Annotated in this window: 14 protein-coding genes; 11 read left to right on the top strand and 3 right to left on the bottom strand. The window is 69.3% G+C overall.

What is annotated here, in order from left to right; all coding sequences use genetic code 11:
- Positions 1 to 53 precede the first annotated feature (53 nt).
- Positions 54 to 830 carry a phytanoyl-CoA dioxygenase family protein gene (locus tag ACFY0P_RS23085; protein ID WP_388916078.1) on the bottom strand — a complete coding sequence of 259 codons (777 nt, stop codon included), beginning with the start codon at positions 828 to 830 and terminating at the stop codon, positions 54 to 56.
- Between the two features lie 123 nt (positions 831 to 953).
- On the opposite strand from ACFY0P_RS23085, the gene ACFY0P_RS23080 reads away from it, so the two are divergent.
- Entirely contained in the window at positions 954 to 1,859 is a 906-nt protein-coding gene (locus tag ACFY0P_RS23080) for a class I SAM-dependent methyltransferase (protein WP_388916075.1), read from the top strand.
- 119 nt (positions 1,860 to 1,978) lie between these two features.
- Here the strand turns inward: ACFY0P_RS23080 and ACFY0P_RS23075 are convergent, their stop codons facing one another.
- Positions 1,979 to 2,674: a glycoside hydrolase family 75 protein gene (locus tag ACFY0P_RS23075; protein ID WP_388916073.1), complete on the bottom strand. Its 696-nt coding sequence runs from the start codon at positions 2,672 to 2,674 to the stop codon at positions 1,979 to 1,981.
- Between the two features lie 227 nt (positions 2,675 to 2,901).
- On the opposite strand from ACFY0P_RS23075, the gene ACFY0P_RS23070 reads away from it, so the two are divergent.
- Positions 2,902 to 3,513 (top strand): hypothetical protein, encoded by a 612-nt coding sequence (locus ACFY0P_RS23070; RefSeq protein WP_388916071.1) that lies wholly within the window; start codon positions 2,902 to 2,904, stop codon positions 3,511 to 3,513.
- Between the two features lie 85 nt (positions 3,514 to 3,598).
- On the opposite strand, the gene ACFY0P_RS23065 is transcribed toward ACFY0P_RS23070, so the two are convergent.
- Positions 3,599 to 4,435, bottom strand: coding sequence for an aldo/keto reductase (locus tag ACFY0P_RS23065; RefSeq protein WP_388916069.1), 837 nt, complete (start codon positions 4,433 to 4,435; stop codon positions 3,599 to 3,601).
- A gap of 334 nt (positions 4,436 to 4,769) precedes the next feature.
- Between ACFY0P_RS23065 and ACFY0P_RS23060 the strand changes: the two genes are divergently transcribed.
- From ACFY0P_RS23060 to ACFY0P_RS23020, 9 genes are read left to right on the top strand one after another with little or no spacing between them, the layout of a single operon-like run.
- Positions 4,770 to 4,910 (top strand): pyrroloquinoline quinone precursor peptide PqqA, encoded by a 141-nt coding sequence (locus tag ACFY0P_RS23060; RefSeq protein ID WP_388916067.1) that lies wholly within the window; start codon positions 4,770 to 4,772, stop codon positions 4,908 to 4,910.
- Positions 4,911 to 4,930: 20 nt separating this feature from the next.
- Positions 4,931 to 5,686: a pyrroloquinoline-quinone synthase PqqC gene (gene pqqC, locus ACFY0P_RS23055; RefSeq protein WP_388916065.1), complete on the top strand. Its 756-nt coding sequence runs from the start codon at positions 4,931 to 4,933 to the stop codon at positions 5,684 to 5,686.
- Positions 5,683 to 5,937, top strand: a complete 255-nt coding sequence (gene pqqD, locus ACFY0P_RS23050) for a pyrroloquinoline quinone biosynthesis peptide chaperone PqqD (RefSeq protein WP_388916062.1) — start codon at positions 5,683 to 5,685, stop codon at positions 5,935 to 5,937. The genes pqqC and pqqD overlap by 4 nt, the downstream gene beginning before the upstream one ends.
- Positions 5,934 to 7,025: a pyrroloquinoline quinone biosynthesis protein PqqE gene (gene pqqE, locus ACFY0P_RS23045; protein ID WP_388916059.1), complete on the top strand. Its 1,092-nt coding sequence runs from the start codon at positions 5,934 to 5,936 to the stop codon at positions 7,023 to 7,025. The genes pqqD and pqqE overlap by 4 nt, the downstream gene beginning before the upstream one ends.
- Positions 7,022 to 8,206, top strand: a complete 1,185-nt coding sequence (locus ACFY0P_RS23040; RefSeq protein ID WP_388916056.1) for a glycoside hydrolase family 105 protein — start codon at positions 7,022 to 7,024, stop codon at positions 8,204 to 8,206. Before pqqE ends, ACFY0P_RS23040 begins: the two co-directional genes overlap by 4 nt.
- Before the next feature lie 4 nt (positions 8,207 to 8,210).
- Entirely contained in the window at positions 8,211 to 8,993 is a 783-nt protein-coding gene (locus ACFY0P_RS23035; protein WP_388916053.1) for a heparin lyase I family protein, read from the top strand.
- A gap of 11 nt (positions 8,994 to 9,004) precedes the next feature.
- Positions 9,005 to 12,241 carry a glycosyl hydrolase family 28 protein gene (locus ACFY0P_RS23030; RefSeq protein WP_388916050.1) on the top strand — a complete coding sequence of 1,079 codons (3,237 nt, stop codon included), beginning with the start codon at positions 9,005 to 9,007 and terminating at the stop codon, positions 12,239 to 12,241.
- A complete protein-coding gene (locus ACFY0P_RS23025; RefSeq protein ID WP_388916047.1) occupies positions 12,238 to 14,490 on the top strand; it encodes an alpha-galactosidase in 2,253 nt (750 codons plus the stop codon). Before ACFY0P_RS23030 ends, ACFY0P_RS23025 begins: the two co-directional genes overlap by 4 nt.
- A gap of 11 nt (positions 14,491 to 14,501) precedes the next feature.
- Positions 14,502 to 16,532 (top strand): PQQ-dependent sugar dehydrogenase, encoded by a 2,031-nt coding sequence (locus ACFY0P_RS23020; protein ID WP_388916044.1) that lies wholly within the window; start codon positions 14,502 to 14,504, stop codon positions 16,530 to 16,532.
- Positions 16,533 to 16,544 lie beyond the last annotated feature (12 nt).

Raw genomic sequence — 16,544 nt, 5'->3', positions numbered from 1 at the left:
TCCCCCAGCCTTCGGCCGGGGGTACCCCCCAGCGCCCCTGAGGGGCGCTGGGGTCAGCCCGAGTGGGACAGGCCCCGACGGATCGTGTGCTCCACCGCCGAGTAGTCGCCGTCGGGGCGGTCCAGCTCGTAGGGGACGGCCGGCATCAGCGGCGGCTGGGCCATGAAGCGGGGGCGGGTGCCGTGGTTCGGCTGGGCCGCGTGCACCAGGAAGGGGTGGCAGAGGTAGACGTCGCCGGGGCGGCCGGTGGCGTACACGACGGGGCGGTGCGCGGAGGCCTCGACGACCTGCGGGGCGACCTCCAGCATTGAGACGCCCTCCTCGCCGTACGGCTCCAGGACCGCCGGGATGTCGAGGTGTGAGCCGACGCGGATCCGGGTGGGCGCATCCTGCTCGGTCACCTCGGAGAAGAGGAACAGCATCAGCAGCGCGCGGTCGCGGGAGCGCAGGTTCGTGTGGTACCAGCGGGTCTCGACGCCGTCCGGGAGGTAGCTGCCCTCTATGTGCCAGCCCGCGTCGTCCGGCTCCTCGGCGTGCGGGAACCGCAGGGGAAAGCTGCCCAGCGAATAACGTGGCTCCCAGCGGCCCTCACCCACCAGCAGGTCGAACGCGGTGTGCAGCACGGGGGAGTTGACGGCGGCCGCGAACGGGCCCTGGGCCATCCCCGCGACCCACACCACCGGGTCCTTCCACGTACCGGGGTCCCCTGGGTCGTACCCCGTCTCCCGCCACAGCAGCCGGGCGCAGTCCTCGGCGACCCGAGGCGGGAACGCGCCCTCGATCTTCACGAAGCCGTCGGTCAGGAAGCGTTCCACCAGCTCGTCGTCCATGCGGTCATCGTGCGCTCCCGGCCTTGCCGTCTGCATCCTGTTTTTTGCCGCCCCGGCAACAGGACTGGCCTCCGGGCGGTGCGTCGGCGCACGCTGGCGGCATCCGGACGAGAGGCTGCTCCCATGGCGCACGACCACCACCACGACCACAAACACACCCACACCCACGACCCCGCCCACTCGAACACCGACCTCGACTGGGCCGAGATGGCCGGTCACCTGGAGTCGCAGGCGGAGCTCTTCGCGCCCCTCTACGAGAGAGCGCTGGGCTGGCTCGGCAAGGAGGTCACCGAGCCGGGGCTGGTCGTCGACCTCGGCAGCGGGCCAGGGGTGGTGTCGTGTCTGTTCGCCGAGATGTTCCCGGGCGCGCGGGTGCTGGCCGTGGACAGCAGCGAGCCGCTCCTCGACCGGGCCCGGGCCCGCGCCGAGCGGCAGGGCGTGGGCGACCGATTCGGCGTACTCGCCGGTGAACTTCCGGGTGTGCTGGACGAGTTGGACTACCCGGCGGATCTCCTGTGGGCCGGCCACAGCCTGCACCACCTCGGCGACCAGCGGGCCGCCCTCACCGCGTTCGGCGAGCGGCTGGCCCCCGGCGGCACCCTGGCCGTCCTCGAAGGCGGCCTGCCCAGCCGGTTCCTGCCCCGCGACATCGGCATCGGCCGCCCCGGACTCCAGGCCCGGCTGGACGCGCTGCAGGAGGAGTGGTTCGCGCAGATGCGCGCCGAACTGCCCGGCTCGGTCGCCGAGGCCGAGGACTGGCCGACGCTGCTGTCCTCCGCCGGCCTCAAGTACGCCCGCACCCGCAGCTTCCTGCTCGACCTGCCCGCTCCCGCCTCCGACCGGGCCCGCGCCTATGCCGTCGAGATCTTCTCCCGCTTCCGCGACACCCTCACCGGCGACCTGCACGCCGACGACCGCGCCACCCTGGACCGCCTCCTCGACCCGGCCGACCCGGCGAGCCTGCACCGCAGGTCCGACCTGTTCGTCCTCGCCGTCCGCACCGTGCACACGGCGGTGCGGCCCGCCTGAGCGCGCCCGCCCGCCGTTCGTGACGAGCGCACGAGGCGATGCGCCGGAACGGCCCGGTACCGCGCGGTACCGGGCCGTCCGCCCTCCCCGGGCCGGTGGTGGTGCGCAGACGCCTGGGGTCAGTTGTTCGCGAGGAACTGCTGGGCGAGTTGGTCGCCGAGGGTCACCGCCGCGCTGTGACTCTCGATGGGGGAGACCTTGGAGTTCTTGAACAGGATGTACGTCACGCCGGAGTCGGCGCCGCCGGTCGCCGGGTCGGGGTCTATGCCGAGCGCCTTGGCGGTGGCGTACGAGGCCTCGCCGATGATCTTCGTGGGGCCGGTGTCGCCGACCACCGCGTACTCGACCTTGTTGTTGTAGATGACGGCGACCACACCGCCGCCCTTGATGCCGGCACTGGAGTAGTTCCAGATGCTGCTGGAGCTGGGAACCACGATGTACGGCAGCGACTCGGCCTTCAGCGGCTTGCCGTTGGACTGGTGGAACGCGGTGTCGTCCTGGTACCAGGGGTCGCGGTCCTCGTTGCAGTTGGTGGTCCGCTGCCCGTCGCAGTCGATGTCCATGTCGGCCTTCCAGAAGACCGCGCCGTTCTTGCCGCAGACGGGAATCGTCGCCGACGTCTCGTCGTCGGTCTTGTACTTGCCGTTGGAGATCTGGGAACAGGACGTCACCTTGGCGAGCAGGTTCGCCGCGCTGACCGAGCCCTCCTGGGCGGACTTCGGGACGGAGGCGCCGGACGCGCTGGCGGGCAGTACTCCGGCGGCGAGCAGTGCGGCCCCGGAGGCCGCGGCAAGGGTCAGTGTTCGGATGCGCACGGTGGGGGGTGCCCTTCTGTTAGGAAAGTTTCCTGACCGGGTGTCGTACAAGGTGGACCCGGCTACATGTCCGCGTCAACCCCTGGATGTCAACTCGGTGATTTCTTGCGCATTGCGGTGATATGGCCCCGGGGGAACACTGGTGGGGCAGGACATTTCGGATATTCGAGCAGGAGCCGTGCGAAGGTTGAGCGGTGGCTCCAGTGGCTCCTGGAAGGCGAGGGGTCATGTTCGTACGCACGGTGTACGTCACCGGCGATCCGGCGAAGCTCGAGGCGGCCGTCAGGGCCCTCAACAGCGAGGGGCGCGAACTGCTCGAAGAACGTCCCGAGTACCGGGGTGCGGGCGTCTTCATCGACCGGGAGCTGGGCAAACTGCTCGCGGTGAGCTGGTGGGGCAGCGAGGCGGCCCGGCGCAACAGCGACCAGGTGATGCGCGAGCGGCGCAGGCCGATGCTGGAACCGTTCGCGGGCACCGTCGCCGTCGAGAACTACGAGGTCGCCGTCTTCCACTCCGTGCGGCCGCCGAGAACGGGCGGCGGGTTGCGGTCCACCCGGGTGGAGTTCGACCCCGCCGACACGGACCTGTTCGCCGAGACCTTCCGCTCCTCGGCGGTGCCCCGGCTCGAAGCGCTGCCCGGCTTCGCCCTGTGCTCCCTGTTCGTCGACCGGCAGCGGGGCCGGGGCATGGCCGGCTCGCTCTTCGTCGACCGCGCCTCGATGGCCGCCTCACGCGCCGGCCAGGCCGAGGCCCGGCGCGCGGACGCCGCCAAGGCGCACGTGACCGTGGTCGGCCTGGAGGAGTTCGAGGTCCTGCACGCGGACGTACACCCCGACTGAGCCGCCCTGCACGGGAGTCGGGGAACGCAGACGGCCGCCCCACCGCGTGGACGGTGGGACGGCCGCTCGTGGGCCGGGCTCCGGCTCAGCCCATGTCGAAGGTGGCCGGGTCGGGGCCGATGCGCCGGTCCTCGTTGAGCGCGCTGATCGCCGCGAGGTCCTCGGTGTCCAGGCTGAAGTCGAACACCTGGATGTTCTCCTTGATCCGGGACGGGGTCACGGACTTCGGGATCACGACGTTGCCCAGCTGGACGTGCCAGCGCAGCACGACCTGGGCCGGGGTGCGGTTGTGCTTCTGCGCGATCGCGACGATCGCCGGCACCTCCAGCAGGCCCTTGCCCTGGCCGAGCGGTGACCAGGCCTCGGTGGCGATGCCCTGCTCCTCGTGGAACTCCCGGGACGCGTGCTGCTGCAGATGCGGGTGCAGCTCGATCTGGTTGACCGCCGGGATGACCGAGGTCTGCGCGATCAGCCGCTCCAGGTGCTCCGGAAGGAAGTTGGAGACACCGATCGCCTTGATGCGGCCGTCGGCGTGCAGCTTCTCGAACGCCTTGTAGGAGTCGATGTACTTGCCCCGGGCCGGCAGCGGCCAGTGGATGAGGTACAGGTCCAGGTAGTCCAGACCCAGCTTCGCCAGCGACGCGTCGAAGGCACGCAGCGTGGCGTCGTACCCGTGGTCGGCGTTCCAGAGCTTGGTGGTGACGAAGATGTCCTCACGCGGTACACCGGACGCGGCGATCGCCTTGCCGGTGCCCACTTCGTTGCCGTAGATCGCCGCTGTGTCGATGCTGCGGTACCCGGCCTCCAGCGCCGTGGCGACGGCCTGCTCGGCCTCGTCGTCCGGCACCTGCCACACGCCGAAGCCCAGCTGGGGCATCTCGACGCCGTTGTTGAGGATTTTCGGGGGGACCTTGCTGCTCACGAGCTCTCGATCCTTAGGTTGTCGACAGGTGGTACTCCCATCGTCAACGATCACCGGCCCCGACGCATTCCTGACCGCGGAATCCGCCGGAACTGACCGATGGGTCAGCCGCCGCGGGCGGAGATTGGCCGGAAATGCATCCGACGATATGGGTCCGGACCATTGACCGCGGCCCGTCTCTGCCGAGACTCTGGTGCGCGTCGTCGGACCTATCACTGAACCCGGTACAGGGATGTGAACATCCCTGTGGGTTTTCCGATCGATCCCTGTGAGAGGAGACCCCTCTCTCTGCACTCTGAGACCCCCCAACCTCAGGAAAGCAGGTACCCGCCCCATGAACGAGACGACCTCCGAGGACCGTCAGCCGGAGACCACCGCCCCGCAGACATCGGATGAAAAGGTCTGGCGAAGCCCTGGTTACCAGGTCGTGGAGACCGCCCTGGAAGTGACCGGCTACGCCCTCGGCGACCGCTGACCCGTCCTGGGCGAGCCAAAATGACCGTCACCGTCGTCCACACCGGGACGGCCGCCGACCCCTGGCCGGTCCCGGAGTTCACCGAACGGCTGCGCGCCGTCACCGCCGACCGCTACCACGACCGGCATCCCTTCAACCAGCGCATGCACCGAGGAGAGTTGACCCCGGCCGAACTGCGCCGCTGGATCACCAACCGCTTCCACTACCAGCGCCACATCCCCGTCAAGGACGCCCTGATCCTCGCCAAACTCGACCGGCCCGCACTGCGCCGCCCATGGCTGCGGCGCATCCGCGACCACGACGGCCCCACCGAGGGCGAGGGCGGCATCGAGCGCTGGCTGCGCCTCGGCGAGGCGGCCGGCGTCCCCCGCGAACAGCTGTGGGACAGCTCCCGGGTGCTGCCCGGGGTGCGCTTCGCGGTCGAGGGGTACGTCACCTTCTGCCGGCTGCGCCCCGCACTGGACGCGGTCGCCGCCTCCCTCACCGAGCTGTCCGCGCCCGGCCTCATGCGCACCCGCATCACCGCCTTCGAACGCCACTACCCGTGGATCGACCCGGCCGGCCTCGGCTACTTCCGCACCCGCGTCGACCAGGGCGCCCGGGACGGCGCGGAGGCCCTCGCGCTGGTCCTGGCCTGGGCCCGCACCCGCGAGGAGCAGCAACGCGCCGTCGCCGCGCTCGCCTACAAGTGCGAGGTGCTGTGGGCACTGCTCGACGCCGTCGACCGCGGGGACACCGGTGGCTGGGGCGACGCCCGGGACGGCGGCGGGCCATGACCTGGCGGCCCGTCCTCGCCCGCACGGTCGTACTGCGCCACGACCGGGTCCGCGGCACCGATCTGTTGCTGCTGCCCGAGCGTGTGGTCGTGCTGCACGGCCGGGCGGGCGGTGTGCTCCGGCTGTGCGACGGCAGCCGGGCGGTCCCCGAGATCGTCGCCGAACTCACCGAGGCCTTCCCGGGCGCCCCGGTCGCCGCCGAGGTCCCGGAGTTCCTGACGGCGTTACGGAAGGAGGGATGGCTGCGATGACGACCCCGGAGCCGGGCGGACCGGAGCCGCCCTGGGCGCTGCTCGCCGAGCTCACCCACGCCTGTCCGCTGCATTGCGGCTACTGCTCCAACCCGGTCCGACTGATCGGTCGGTCAGCCGAGCTGGAGACCGGGCAGTGGGCCGAGGTGTTCCGGCAGGCCGGTGAACTGGGCGTCGTCCAGACCCACCTGTCCGGCGGCGAGCCGCTGCTCAGACGCGATCTGCCCGAGCTGGTCGGTGCCGCCGACACCGCCGGACTACACACCCAGCTCGTCACCAGCGGGCTCGGGCTGAGCGAGCGGCGGCTGGAAGGGCTGGTCGGCGCCGGGCTGCGCGGCGTGCAGCTGTCCGTGCAGCACGCGGAGCCGACCGCCGCCGAACGCATCGCGGGCGCCCGCTCGTTCGCGGCCAAGGAGCGCGCGGCCCGGCTGATCCGGGCGGCGGCCCTGCCCTTCGGCCTGAACGTCGTCCTGCACCGGGGCAACCTGGACGCCGTCGACGACCTGATCGCGCTCGGCGTGGCCTGGGGCGCGGACCGGATCGAGCTGGCCAACACCCAGTACCACGGCTGGGCGGCCCGCAACCGCGCCGCGCTGCTGCCGCTGCCCGGACAGGTCGAGCGGGCCCGCGAGGCGGTCCTGCGCTGGCGCCGGCGCCTGGACGAACCGGAGCTGGTCTGGGTCGCCCCCGACCACCTCGCCGGCACGGCGAAGCCCTGCATGGGCGGCTGGGGCCGGATCTCGCTCACCGTCACGCCCGACGGCACCGTCCTGCCCTGCCCGGCCGCGGCCACCCTGCCCGGCCTCGATGCGCCCAACGTCAGGGACCGTGAACTCGCCTGGATCTGGAGGGAGTCGAAGGCGTTCAACGCCTACCGGGGCGAGTCCTGGATGCGCGAGCCCTGCCGCGGCTGCGCCCTGCGCACCACCGACTTCGGCGGCTGCCGCTGCCAGGCGTACGCGCTCACCGGCGACGCCCGCAACACCGACCCGGCCTGCCGCCACGCCCCCGCCCACCACCTCGTACCCCTGCGGAGGACCTCCGAGGCCGCCGCCCCCAGAGAAGCCCTTGCAGAAGGAGGACCATGAAACGCCTGCGAGTCGCCCTCGCGGCCGTCGCCCTCACCACCGCCCCCCTGGTCGCGCTCCCCGCGGCCGTCCCCCCGCCCGCCCTCGCCGCGGCCGCCGCCCCGGCCAGGCCGGCGGCGGCCACCGACTGGTCCACCGCGGTCGTCGACTCCACCATGGCCCGCTACACCCCGAGCACCATCGGCGGCTGGTCCTATCCGGTCGGCCTCTACCTCTACGGCCAGTACCTCACCTACCGGCGCACCCACGACCCCCGCTACCTCACCTACATCAAGAACTACGTCGACCGGTTCGTGAAGAGCGACGGGACGATCGACCAGTCCTTCAACAGCCTGGACAGCATGCAGGCGGGCCGGCTCCTGGTGATCCTGCACCACGAGACGGGCCAGGACCGCTACCGCAAGGCGGCCAAGAAGATCCGCGACCGTCTGAACACCTATCCGCGCACCGGCGACGGCGGCTTCTGGCACGCGGACAACTCCAGCCGCGCCCATCAACTGTGGGCGGACGGCGTCTACATGGTGAACCCGTTCCTCGTCGAGTACGGCAAGGAGTTCGGCGACAGCACCTACACCGACGACGAGGCGGCGAAGCAGCTGTACGTCTACGGCAGTCATCTGCAGGTCGCGAACGGACTGCTCAAGCACGCCTACGACGAGTCGGGGACCGCGAGTTGGGCCGATCCGCAGACCGGGCTCGCCCCCGAGCACTGGTGCCGCGCCGTCGGCTGGTACTCCATGGCGATCGTCAATGTCCTGGACGCCATTCCGGCGAACCAGGCCCGGCGCCCCCAACTCCTGTCCATCTTCCGCAAGCTGGCCGCCGGTCTGGAGAAGTACCAGGACCCGGCGACCGGTCGCTGGTTCCAGGTGATGGACAAGGGCAACCAGTCCGCCAACTGGACCGAGACCTCCTGCTCCAGCATGTTCACCTACGCCCTCTCCCGCGGCGTCCAGCAGGGCTACCTCGACCCGCACTACGCCGCCGTCGCGCACCGCGGCTACCAGGGGGTGCTGGCGAAGCTCTCGGTCGGCTCGGACGGCCGCACCAACCTCGCCGACATCTCCATCGGCACCAACGTCGGCGACTACGCGTACTACGTGGGCCGCTCCCGGGCCACCAACGACTTCCACGGTCTGGGCGCCTTCCTGATCATGAACGAACAACTGCGAGGCGATTAATGTCATGAGCACATCCAGAAGAGCACTGCTGGGCGCGGCTGCCGCGGGCGCGGCCGGAGCGACGCTGGGGCTGCCCGCCACCGCCCACGCCGCCTCCTGGCAGCAGAAGTGGGCCCCCTCCGCGAGCGGCGACGGACTCGGCGCCTTCGAGACGGTCGAGGACGACCGCGCCGACTCGCACCCCGCCGGGCATCCGCACATCTTCGCCACCGGCAGCAACTGGCGCTTCAACATCCACACGGTGGACCGGGACACCTCGACCGACCGGCAGCGCCAGGAGGTCACGGGGCTGCGCACCAGTTCCAGCAGCTACCTCAAGTGGAACGAGGGCCAGACCTGGCGGATCACCTACTCGATGTACATCCCGAGCTCGCTGAAGGCGACCACCACCTTCACCCACATCATGCAGATGAAGCAGCCCGGCAGCGGCACCTCGCCGATCGTCACGCAGTCGCTGCGCCGGGTGAACGGCAAGCAGACCATCGAGCTGAACCTCGCCACCGACGGAATCATCGTCGGCCGCACCGACCTCGATCCGCTGCACGACACATGGACCGACGTCGACTTCCAGATCAAGGTCGGCAACGGCTCGGCGGGCTCCGTCCGCTGGATCCTCAAGTCCGGTGGCTCGACGGTGATCGACAAGTCGAAGTCCGGCGTCGACACCTTCCTCGCCGACCGGGTGCGCCCGAAGTGGGGCATCTACCGCTCCCTCGGTGACACCTCCGGATCCCTGCAGGACACCTACCTCCTGCTCACCAACCTCCGTGGTTACCAACTGGTGTGAGGAGACGCCACATGAAACCCCCCACCGGTCCGGGCCGCCGAGCGGCGGCCGTCATCCTCTTCGTGGTGGCCGTGGTCCTCGGCCTCACCCACCCCGCGGCCCTCGCCGCCCCGCAGCCCACCGCACCCCGCGCCGCCGCCGTCTACGACGTGCGTGACTACGGCGCCAAGGGCGACGGCTCCACCAACGACAGCCCTGCCATCGACAAGGCCATCACGGCCGCTAACTCCGCGGGCGGCGGCACCGTCCGCTTCACCGCCGGCACCTACAAGTCCAAGAACACCCTCCACATGAAGAGCCATGTGACACTCCAGCTCGACAAGGGCGCCACCCTCCAGGGCTCCAGCGCGGACACCTACGACAAGGCCGAGTCCAACCCGTACGACTCCTACCAGGACTACGGGCACAGCCACTTCCACGACGCGATGATCTACGGCGACAAGCTCACCGACATCGGCTTCGTCGGCCAGGGCGTCATCGACGGCGCGGGCAACCTGATCACCGGCAACCCGAAGACCGGCGAGGCCGACAAGATCATCTCGCTCACCCGGTGCGACGGCCTCCGGATCGGCGACGGACTCACCCTCCGCCGCGGTGGCCATTTCGCGGCCCTCATCAACGGCTGCACCAACGTGACGTCCGACCACCTGACCATCGACACCGCGAGCGACCGCGACGGCTGGAACGTCATCTCCACCACGAACGCCACGATCACCAACGCCACCATCCACGCCAACGACGACGCCCTGGTCTTCAAGAGCGACTACGCCCTCGGCGCCAAGCTGCCCAACGGGCACGTGCGGGTGAGCGGTTCGACGCTCGGCGCGAAGTGCTGCAACGCGCTGATGTTCGGCTCCGAGACCTGTGGCGACTTCTCGGACTACCAGTTCGAGAACATCCGCATCGACGGTGCCGACAAGTCCGGCCTCGGCATGGTCTCCATGGACGGCGCGAAGATCTCCGACGTCCACTACCGCGACATCACGATGACAAACGTGCACTCGCCGATCATGGAGAAGATCGGCACGCGGAAACGCTGCGGGAACAGTCCCGGTGTCGGCTCGATCAGCAATGTCACGTACGACGACATCACCGCCACCGGCAACAGCCCCTCCTTCAGCCCGACCCTGTGGGGCGAGAGCGGCCACCGCATCAGCGGGGTGACCTTCAACAACGTCAACATCACGGTCCCCGGCGGCAACGGCACCATGTCCACCGGAGTGCCGAGCAATGACCCGAACGACTACAACCCCAAGGCCATCGGCACCCGACCGGCCTACGGCTGGTACCTGCACAACGCCGACCACGTCCAGTTCACCGACAGCGGCGTGAAGTTCGCCGCGAACGACGGCCGGCCCGCGGTCATCGCCAACGCGGCGAGCGACCTCCGTCTCACCCGCTTCACCGCCCAGAAGGGCGGCGACTCCCCGTACGACGTGGGCCTCCAGGACGTCACCGGCGCCTGCGTGACGGACAGTCACAACACCTCGGGCGGCGCGCTCCGCGTCTCCGGCAGTCAGGACTGCACCGCGGCCGCGCGGCCGCTCGACCTGGAGAACCCCCGCCAGGACTTCCTCCGCAACTCCGTCGGCGGTCTGTTCCTGCACTGGGGCCTGCGCACCGCACCGGCCCACACCAGCTGCACCGCCTGGGAGAACGACGTCACAAGCGGGGGCTGGAGCCCCGACTACTGGGTGAACGAGGCGCAGAAGCTGCACACCCAGTACCTGGTCCTCGCCACCTTCCACAGCCGCCTCGGCTACGCCCGCCCCTGGCCGTCCAAGATCCCCGGCTCCTGCTCCACCAAGCGGGACTTCCTCGGCGAGCTGATCACCGCCGCCAAGGCCAAGGGCATGAAGGTCATCCTCTACATGACCAACGACCCCCAGTGGCACGACGAGGGCGGCCACGAGTGGCTCGACTCCGCCGCCTACTCCGCATACAAGGGCAAGAACGTCGACCTGACCACCAACGACGGCTTCGGCCAGTTCAGTTACGACAACTTCTTCGAGGTCATGGACCGCTATCCCGACCTCGGGGGCTTCTGGATCGACAACGACAACTCCTACTGGGAGAGCCACAACCTCTACCAGCAGATCTACGACAAGCGCCCGAACTACACGCTCAGCAACAACAACGAAGACACGCCGATCATGGACATGATCAGCAATGAGCAGAAGACGGGCATGACGCCGTCCTACGACTACCCCCAGGCCGTCTACACCGCCCAGCCCCGCCTGACCGAGGCCGACTTCAAGCTGCCCTCGACAGGTGCGTGGTGGTACGACGGCTCCAACCCCTCCGTCGACCGCGCGCTCACCCTCGGCCGCCTCATCACCAACGCAGGCTCCTCGGTGAAGGCGCTGATGGCCGAGACGGCCCAGGTCAACGGCAAGTTCCCGTCGAACCAGGCATCCTTCAACACCTTCGCCGACTCCTACCTCGACCCCATCTGGGAGTCGTTGCACGGCACCGAGGGCGGCGGCTACATGTACGGCGGCCTCAAGCCCGGCGCCTGGAACGACGGCGCGTACGGGGTGACGACCATCGCCAAGGACGACGCGAACCGGCAGTACATCCACGTCCTGACCCCGCCCAGCACCAGCACGCTGCGCGTGCGGGACCACGGCTACCGCATCGCCTCCGTCACCAACCTCCGCACGGGAGCGGCCGTTTCGTGGTCGCAGTCCGGCGGCGTGCTCACCCTGAACGGGCTCGGCAACTGGGACCCGTACGACACGGTCTTCAAGGTCACGACGGCCGGCCGCCAGGGCATCCTCACCGGCGTCAAGGTCAGCGCGAGCGCCTCCGCGAGCGGGCACGCCGCGTCGGCGGCCGGTGACGGCGACTACCTCACCTACTGGGACAACAACAAGACGCTGCCGGTGAACCTCACCTTCGACCTCGGCTCGGCCAAGAAGGTGCAGTACATCGGGCTCAACCAGCGCGAGGACTCCGTGGCCTACGCCCGCTCGGACACCGAGCAGTCCGCGCGGATCAAGGACTACAAGGTGTACGTCAGCAACGACGGCACCAACTGGGGGAGCGCGGTCAAGACCGGCCAGCTGCCCAGTCGCCGCGGCATCCAGGGCATCGACCTGACCGCGGCCAACGCCCGCTACGTCCGGCTCGAGGTCGACACGACCTGGGCCGCCTCCAGCGACACCACCCGCTACAAGCGACTGCGGGTCGACGAGGCGTGGATCGGCACGTCGTACGCCACACCCGCGAACGGGGGACAGTCATGATCCGGGTCAGATCGCTCACGGCCGCGGCGGCGGGCCTGCTCGTCGCCGCGGCGGTGCCGCTCGTGGGCACCGCCCACCCGGCGGCCGCCTCCGACAACGGCCAGTCCGCACGGCCCGCCATGGGCTGGTCCAGCTGGAGCTTCGTGCGCCGCACGCCGACCGAGGCGAAGATCAAGGCACAGGCCGACGCGCTGGTCTCCAGCGGTCTGAAGGACCACGGTTTCGTCTACGTCAACCTCGACGACTTCTGGCAGAAGTGCGACTCCAACGGCTTCACCGTGGACGGCTACGGCCGCTGGGCCGTCGACACCGGCAAGTTCCCGGACGGCATCAAAGGGGTGGCCGACTACGTCCACTCCAAAGGTCTGAAGTTCGGCTTCTACGTCACCCCGGGCATCGCCAAGAACGCCGTCACCAAGAACACGCCGATCGAGGGCACCTCGTACCACGCGAAGGACATCGCGGACACGTCCACGACAGAGAAGAACTACAACTGCAAGAACATGTACGCCATCGACTACTCCAAGCCGGGTGCACAGGAGTTCGTCGACTCCTGGGCCAAGCAGTTCGCGTCCTGGGGCGTCGACTACCTGAAGATCGACGGGGTGGGCAGCGCCGACATCCCCGACGTCCAGGCCTGGGACAAGGCGCTGCGAGCCAGCGGACGGCCCATCAACTTCGCCCTGTCCAACAACCTGCCGATCGCCGACGCCGCCACCTGGCGGAAACTGGCGAACAGCTGGCGCACCCAGGGTGACGTCGAGTGCTACTGCGGGCCGGGGAGCAACGGCAGCGGCTATCCGCTGACCGACTGGTCCCACGTCTCCAAGCGCTTCGACTCGGCCGCCTCCTGGCAGCCGTACGCCGGCCCCGGCGGCTGGAACGACCTGGACTCGCTGGAGATCGGCAACGGCGACCAGGTGGGCCTGACGGCCGACCAGCGCCGCTCGCACTTCACGCTGTGGTCGATGGCGGCGGCCCCGCTGCTGCTCGGCACCGACCTCACCCAACTCGACTCCGTCGACAAGGCCATGCTGACCAACGACCGGCTGATCGGCGTCGACCAGGACGGGGTGGCCGCGAAGCGGATCGTGAGCAGCGGTGTGAAGCAGGTCTGGAGCAAGAAGGAGAGCGACGGACAGTACGTCGTGGCCCTGTTCAACACCGGGACCTCGGGCAACGCGACGGTGAGCGTGAACTGGTCGCAGGTCGGTTTCAGCGGCTCGGGTGACGTGACCGACCTCTGGTCCGGATCCCACAAGGGCGTGATCGCCGACTCCTACAGCGCGACCCTGCGCCCGGGCGAGACCAGGCTCATCCGGGTCAAGCCCGCCACCTCCCTCAAGGCGGCCGCCGCCGCTTCACCCGGGTTCGCCGTCGCCCCCTACGAGTACCTCGGCTGGGGCAGCCCCCAGAACCCGACCTCCGTGATGTCCGCGACCGGCGTCAAGTGGTTCACCCTCGCCTTCATCCTCTCCGACGGCACCTGCAACCCGAAGTGGGACGGCTCCCGCCCGCTGACCGGAGGCAGCGACCAGTCCACCATCAACGCGATCAGAGCGGCGGGCGGTGACGTCGTCGTCTCCGTCGGCGGCTGGAGCGGGAACAAGCTCGGCGAGAAGTGCTCCAGCGCCTCCGCACTCGCCGGCGCCTACCAGAAGGTGATCAACGCCTACAGGCTGAAGGCGCTCGACATCGACATCGAGAACACCGAGTGGTCCAACGCGACCGTGCGGCAGCGGGTGGTCGACGCGCTGAAGACGGTGAAGGCGAACAACCCGGGCCTGAAGACCGTCATCACCTTCGGCACCACTTCCAGCGGCCCCGACTCCACCGGCGTCGACATGATCAAGCGGGCCGCCAACTCCGGTCTGGCGAACGACGTCTGGTGCATCATGCCGTTCGACTTCGGCGGCGGCACCACGAACATGGGCAGCCTCACCACCAAGGCCATGGAAGGGCTCAAGGCCCATGTGAAGTCGGCGTACGGCTACAGCGACGCCACCGCCTACACCCACATCGGGCTGTCGTCGATGAACGGCAGGACCGACGACTCCGGTGAGCGCGTGCGGGTGGCCGACTTCAAGACCATGCTCGCCTACGCCCAGCAGCACCACATCGGACGGCTCACCTACTGGGCCGTCAACCGCGACCGGGCCTGCGGCTCGGGCACCGACGGCGACGCCTGCAGCGGCGTGACGCAGCAGCCGTACGACTACCTCAAGGTCTTCACCCAGTACACGGGCTGAGGGGAACATCCGTGAACATCAGAAGAGTTCTGCCGTACGGCGTCGCGGCGGCCCTGGCGCTGCCGCTCGCCGGCCTCGGCCAGGGCACCGCGCTGGCCGCCACCGACTACCAGGCCGAGGACGCCCAGATCTCCCAGGGCACCGTGGCCACCAACCACACCGGGTACACCGGCACCGGCTTCGTCGACTACACCAACGTCAAGGGCTCCTACGTGGAGTTCACGGTGAGCGCGGCCTCCGCCGGCACCTCCGCCCTCACCCTCCGCTACGCCAACGGGACCTCCACCGACCGGCCGATGGACATCTCCGTGGGCGGCACGGTCGTCGCCTCCGGGGTGTCCTTCCCGGCCACCGCCGACTGGAACACCTGGGTCACCAAGACCGTCAACGTCCCGCTGACCGCGGGCACCGACAAGATCCGGGCGACCGCCACCACCGCCAACGGGGGTCCCAACCTCGACCGCGTCAGCCTCGACGCGGCCGCCGACACCCAGGCCCCCACCCGCCCCGGCCAGCCCTCCTGCTCCGACATCGGCGAGGACGCGCTCACCCTCGCCTGGGGCGCGGCCACGGACAACGTGGGCGTGAGCGCGTACGACATCTACGAGCACGGCAACAAGATCAGTGAGGCGCCGGGGAGTTCGACCTCCAAGGCGCTGACCGGGCTGACTCCGAACACCGACTACAACCTCACGGTGATCGCCCGCGACGCGGCGGGCAACACCTCGCCCGCCAGCCCGGTCGTCGACTGCACCACCAGGCCCAGCTCCGACACCACCCCGCCGAGCAAGCCGGGCACGCTGTCCGCGAGCAATGTCACCGCCAACAGCGCCGACCTCAAGTGGGGTGCCTCGACCGACGACAAGGCGGTCGTCGCCTACGACGTGCGCAGCGACACCACCGTCTACGACACGGTCACCAGCGGCACGTCGACCACGCTCACCGGGCTCGCCTGCAACAGCCCCTACAGCCTGAACGTCGTCGCCCGGGACGCGGCCGGCAACGTGTCCGAGGCCAGCAACACCGTCACCTTCACCACGAAGGCGTGCGCGACCGACGGCGGCGTCCCGTCCTCCATCGCGACGCTCTCCAGCGGCTGGACCATCCCCTGGGGCACCTACTGGATGCCCGACGGCAAGACCGCCCTGGTCACCGAGCGGGACGACTTCAAGGTCTGGAAGGTCACCAAGGACGGCACCAAGACCCAGGTCGGCACCGTCCCGAACGCCGTCACCACCAACGGCGAGGGCGGCCTGCTCGGCGTCGCCGTCGACCCCAAGTGGGACAGCAACCACTACGTCTACTTCATGCACACCGCGGACGAGGGCAACCGGGTCGTCCGCATGACCTACGACGGCACCAAGCTCAGCGACTACAAGATCCTCCTCCAGGGCATCAAGAAGAACCGCTACCACAACGGCGGACGGCTCCTCTTCGGCCCCGACGGCTATCTCTACGTCTCCACCGGGGAGGCCCAGACACCCGATCTCGCCCAGGACAAGAACTCCCTCAACGGCAAGATCCTGCGCATGACGACCGACGGGAAACCGGCTCCCGGCAACCCCTTCGGCAACTACGTCTACAGCCTCGGCCACCGCAACCCGCAGGGCCTCGCCTTCGACCGCAACGGGCGCCTGTGGGAAGCCGAGTTCGGCAACAGCTCCAAGGACGAGCTGAATCTGATCAAGCCCGGCGCCAACTACGGCTGGCCGACCTGCGAGGGCACCTGCTCGGTCGCCGGGATGACCAACCCCAAGGCCACCTGGAACGTCTCCGAGGCGTCCCCGAGCGGCATCGCCATCGTCCGCAACGTCGTCTACATGGCCTCGCTGCGCGGCGAACGGCTCTGGCGCATCCCGATCAACGGCGACACCGAGAGTGTCGGCACCCCGACGGCGTACTACGTCGGAACCTACGGCCGGCTGCGGACCGTGACCAAGGTGCCGGGCGCCGACCAGCTGTGGCTGTCCACCACCAACTGCGACAACAACGGCAACGAGCCGGACGGATCCGACAAGATCTTCCGGGTCAGTATCAGTTGACAGACCGGTTGA

It is taken from the genome of Streptomyces sp. NPDC001714, assembly GCF_042892755.1.
Lineage (GTDB): Bacteria > Actinomycetota > Actinomycetes > Streptomycetales > Streptomycetaceae > Streptomyces.
The sequence above is the reverse complement of the archived record's forward strand: the minus strand, read 5'-3'. Positions and strand labels throughout refer to the sequence as shown.

What these genes read in the sequence shown, in the direction of transcription:
- ACFY0P_RS23085 (WP_388916078.1), bottom strand. Translation starts at nt 830, where the DNA reads ATGGACGACGAGCTGGTGGAACGCTTCCTGACCGACGGCTTCGTGAAG.
- ACFY0P_RS23080 (WP_388916075.1), top strand. Translation starts at nt 954, where the DNA reads ATGGCGCACGACCACCACCACGACCACAAACACACCCACACCCACGAC.
- ACFY0P_RS23070 (WP_388916071.1), top strand. Translation starts at nt 2,902, where the DNA reads ATGTTCGTACGCACGGTGTACGTCACCGGCGATCCGGCGAAGCTCGAG.
- ACFY0P_RS23060 (WP_388916067.1), top strand. Translation starts at nt 4,770, where the DNA reads ATGAACGAGACGACCTCCGAGGACCGTCAGCCGGAGACCACCGCCCCG.
- pqqC (WP_388916065.1), top strand. Translation starts at nt 4,931, where the DNA reads ATGACCGTCACCGTCGTCCACACCGGGACGGCCGCCGACCCCTGGCCG.
- pqqD (WP_388916062.1), top strand. Translation starts at nt 5,683, where the DNA reads ATGACCTGGCGGCCCGTCCTCGCCCGCACGGTCGTACTGCGCCACGAC.
- pqqE (WP_388916059.1), top strand. Translation starts at nt 5,934, where the DNA reads ATGACGACCCCGGAGCCGGGCGGACCGGAGCCGCCCTGGGCGCTGCTC.
- ACFY0P_RS23040 (WP_388916056.1), top strand. Translation starts at nt 7,022, where the DNA reads ATGAAACGCCTGCGAGTCGCCCTCGCGGCCGTCGCCCTCACCACCGCC.
- ACFY0P_RS23035 (WP_388916053.1), top strand. Translation starts at nt 8,211, where the DNA reads ATGAGCACATCCAGAAGAGCACTGCTGGGCGCGGCTGCCGCGGGCGCG.
- ACFY0P_RS23030 (WP_388916050.1), top strand. Translation starts at nt 9,005, where the DNA reads ATGAAACCCCCCACCGGTCCGGGCCGCCGAGCGGCGGCCGTCATCCTC.
- ACFY0P_RS23025 (WP_388916047.1), top strand. Translation starts at nt 12,238, where the DNA reads ATGATCCGGGTCAGATCGCTCACGGCCGCGGCGGCGGGCCTGCTCGTC.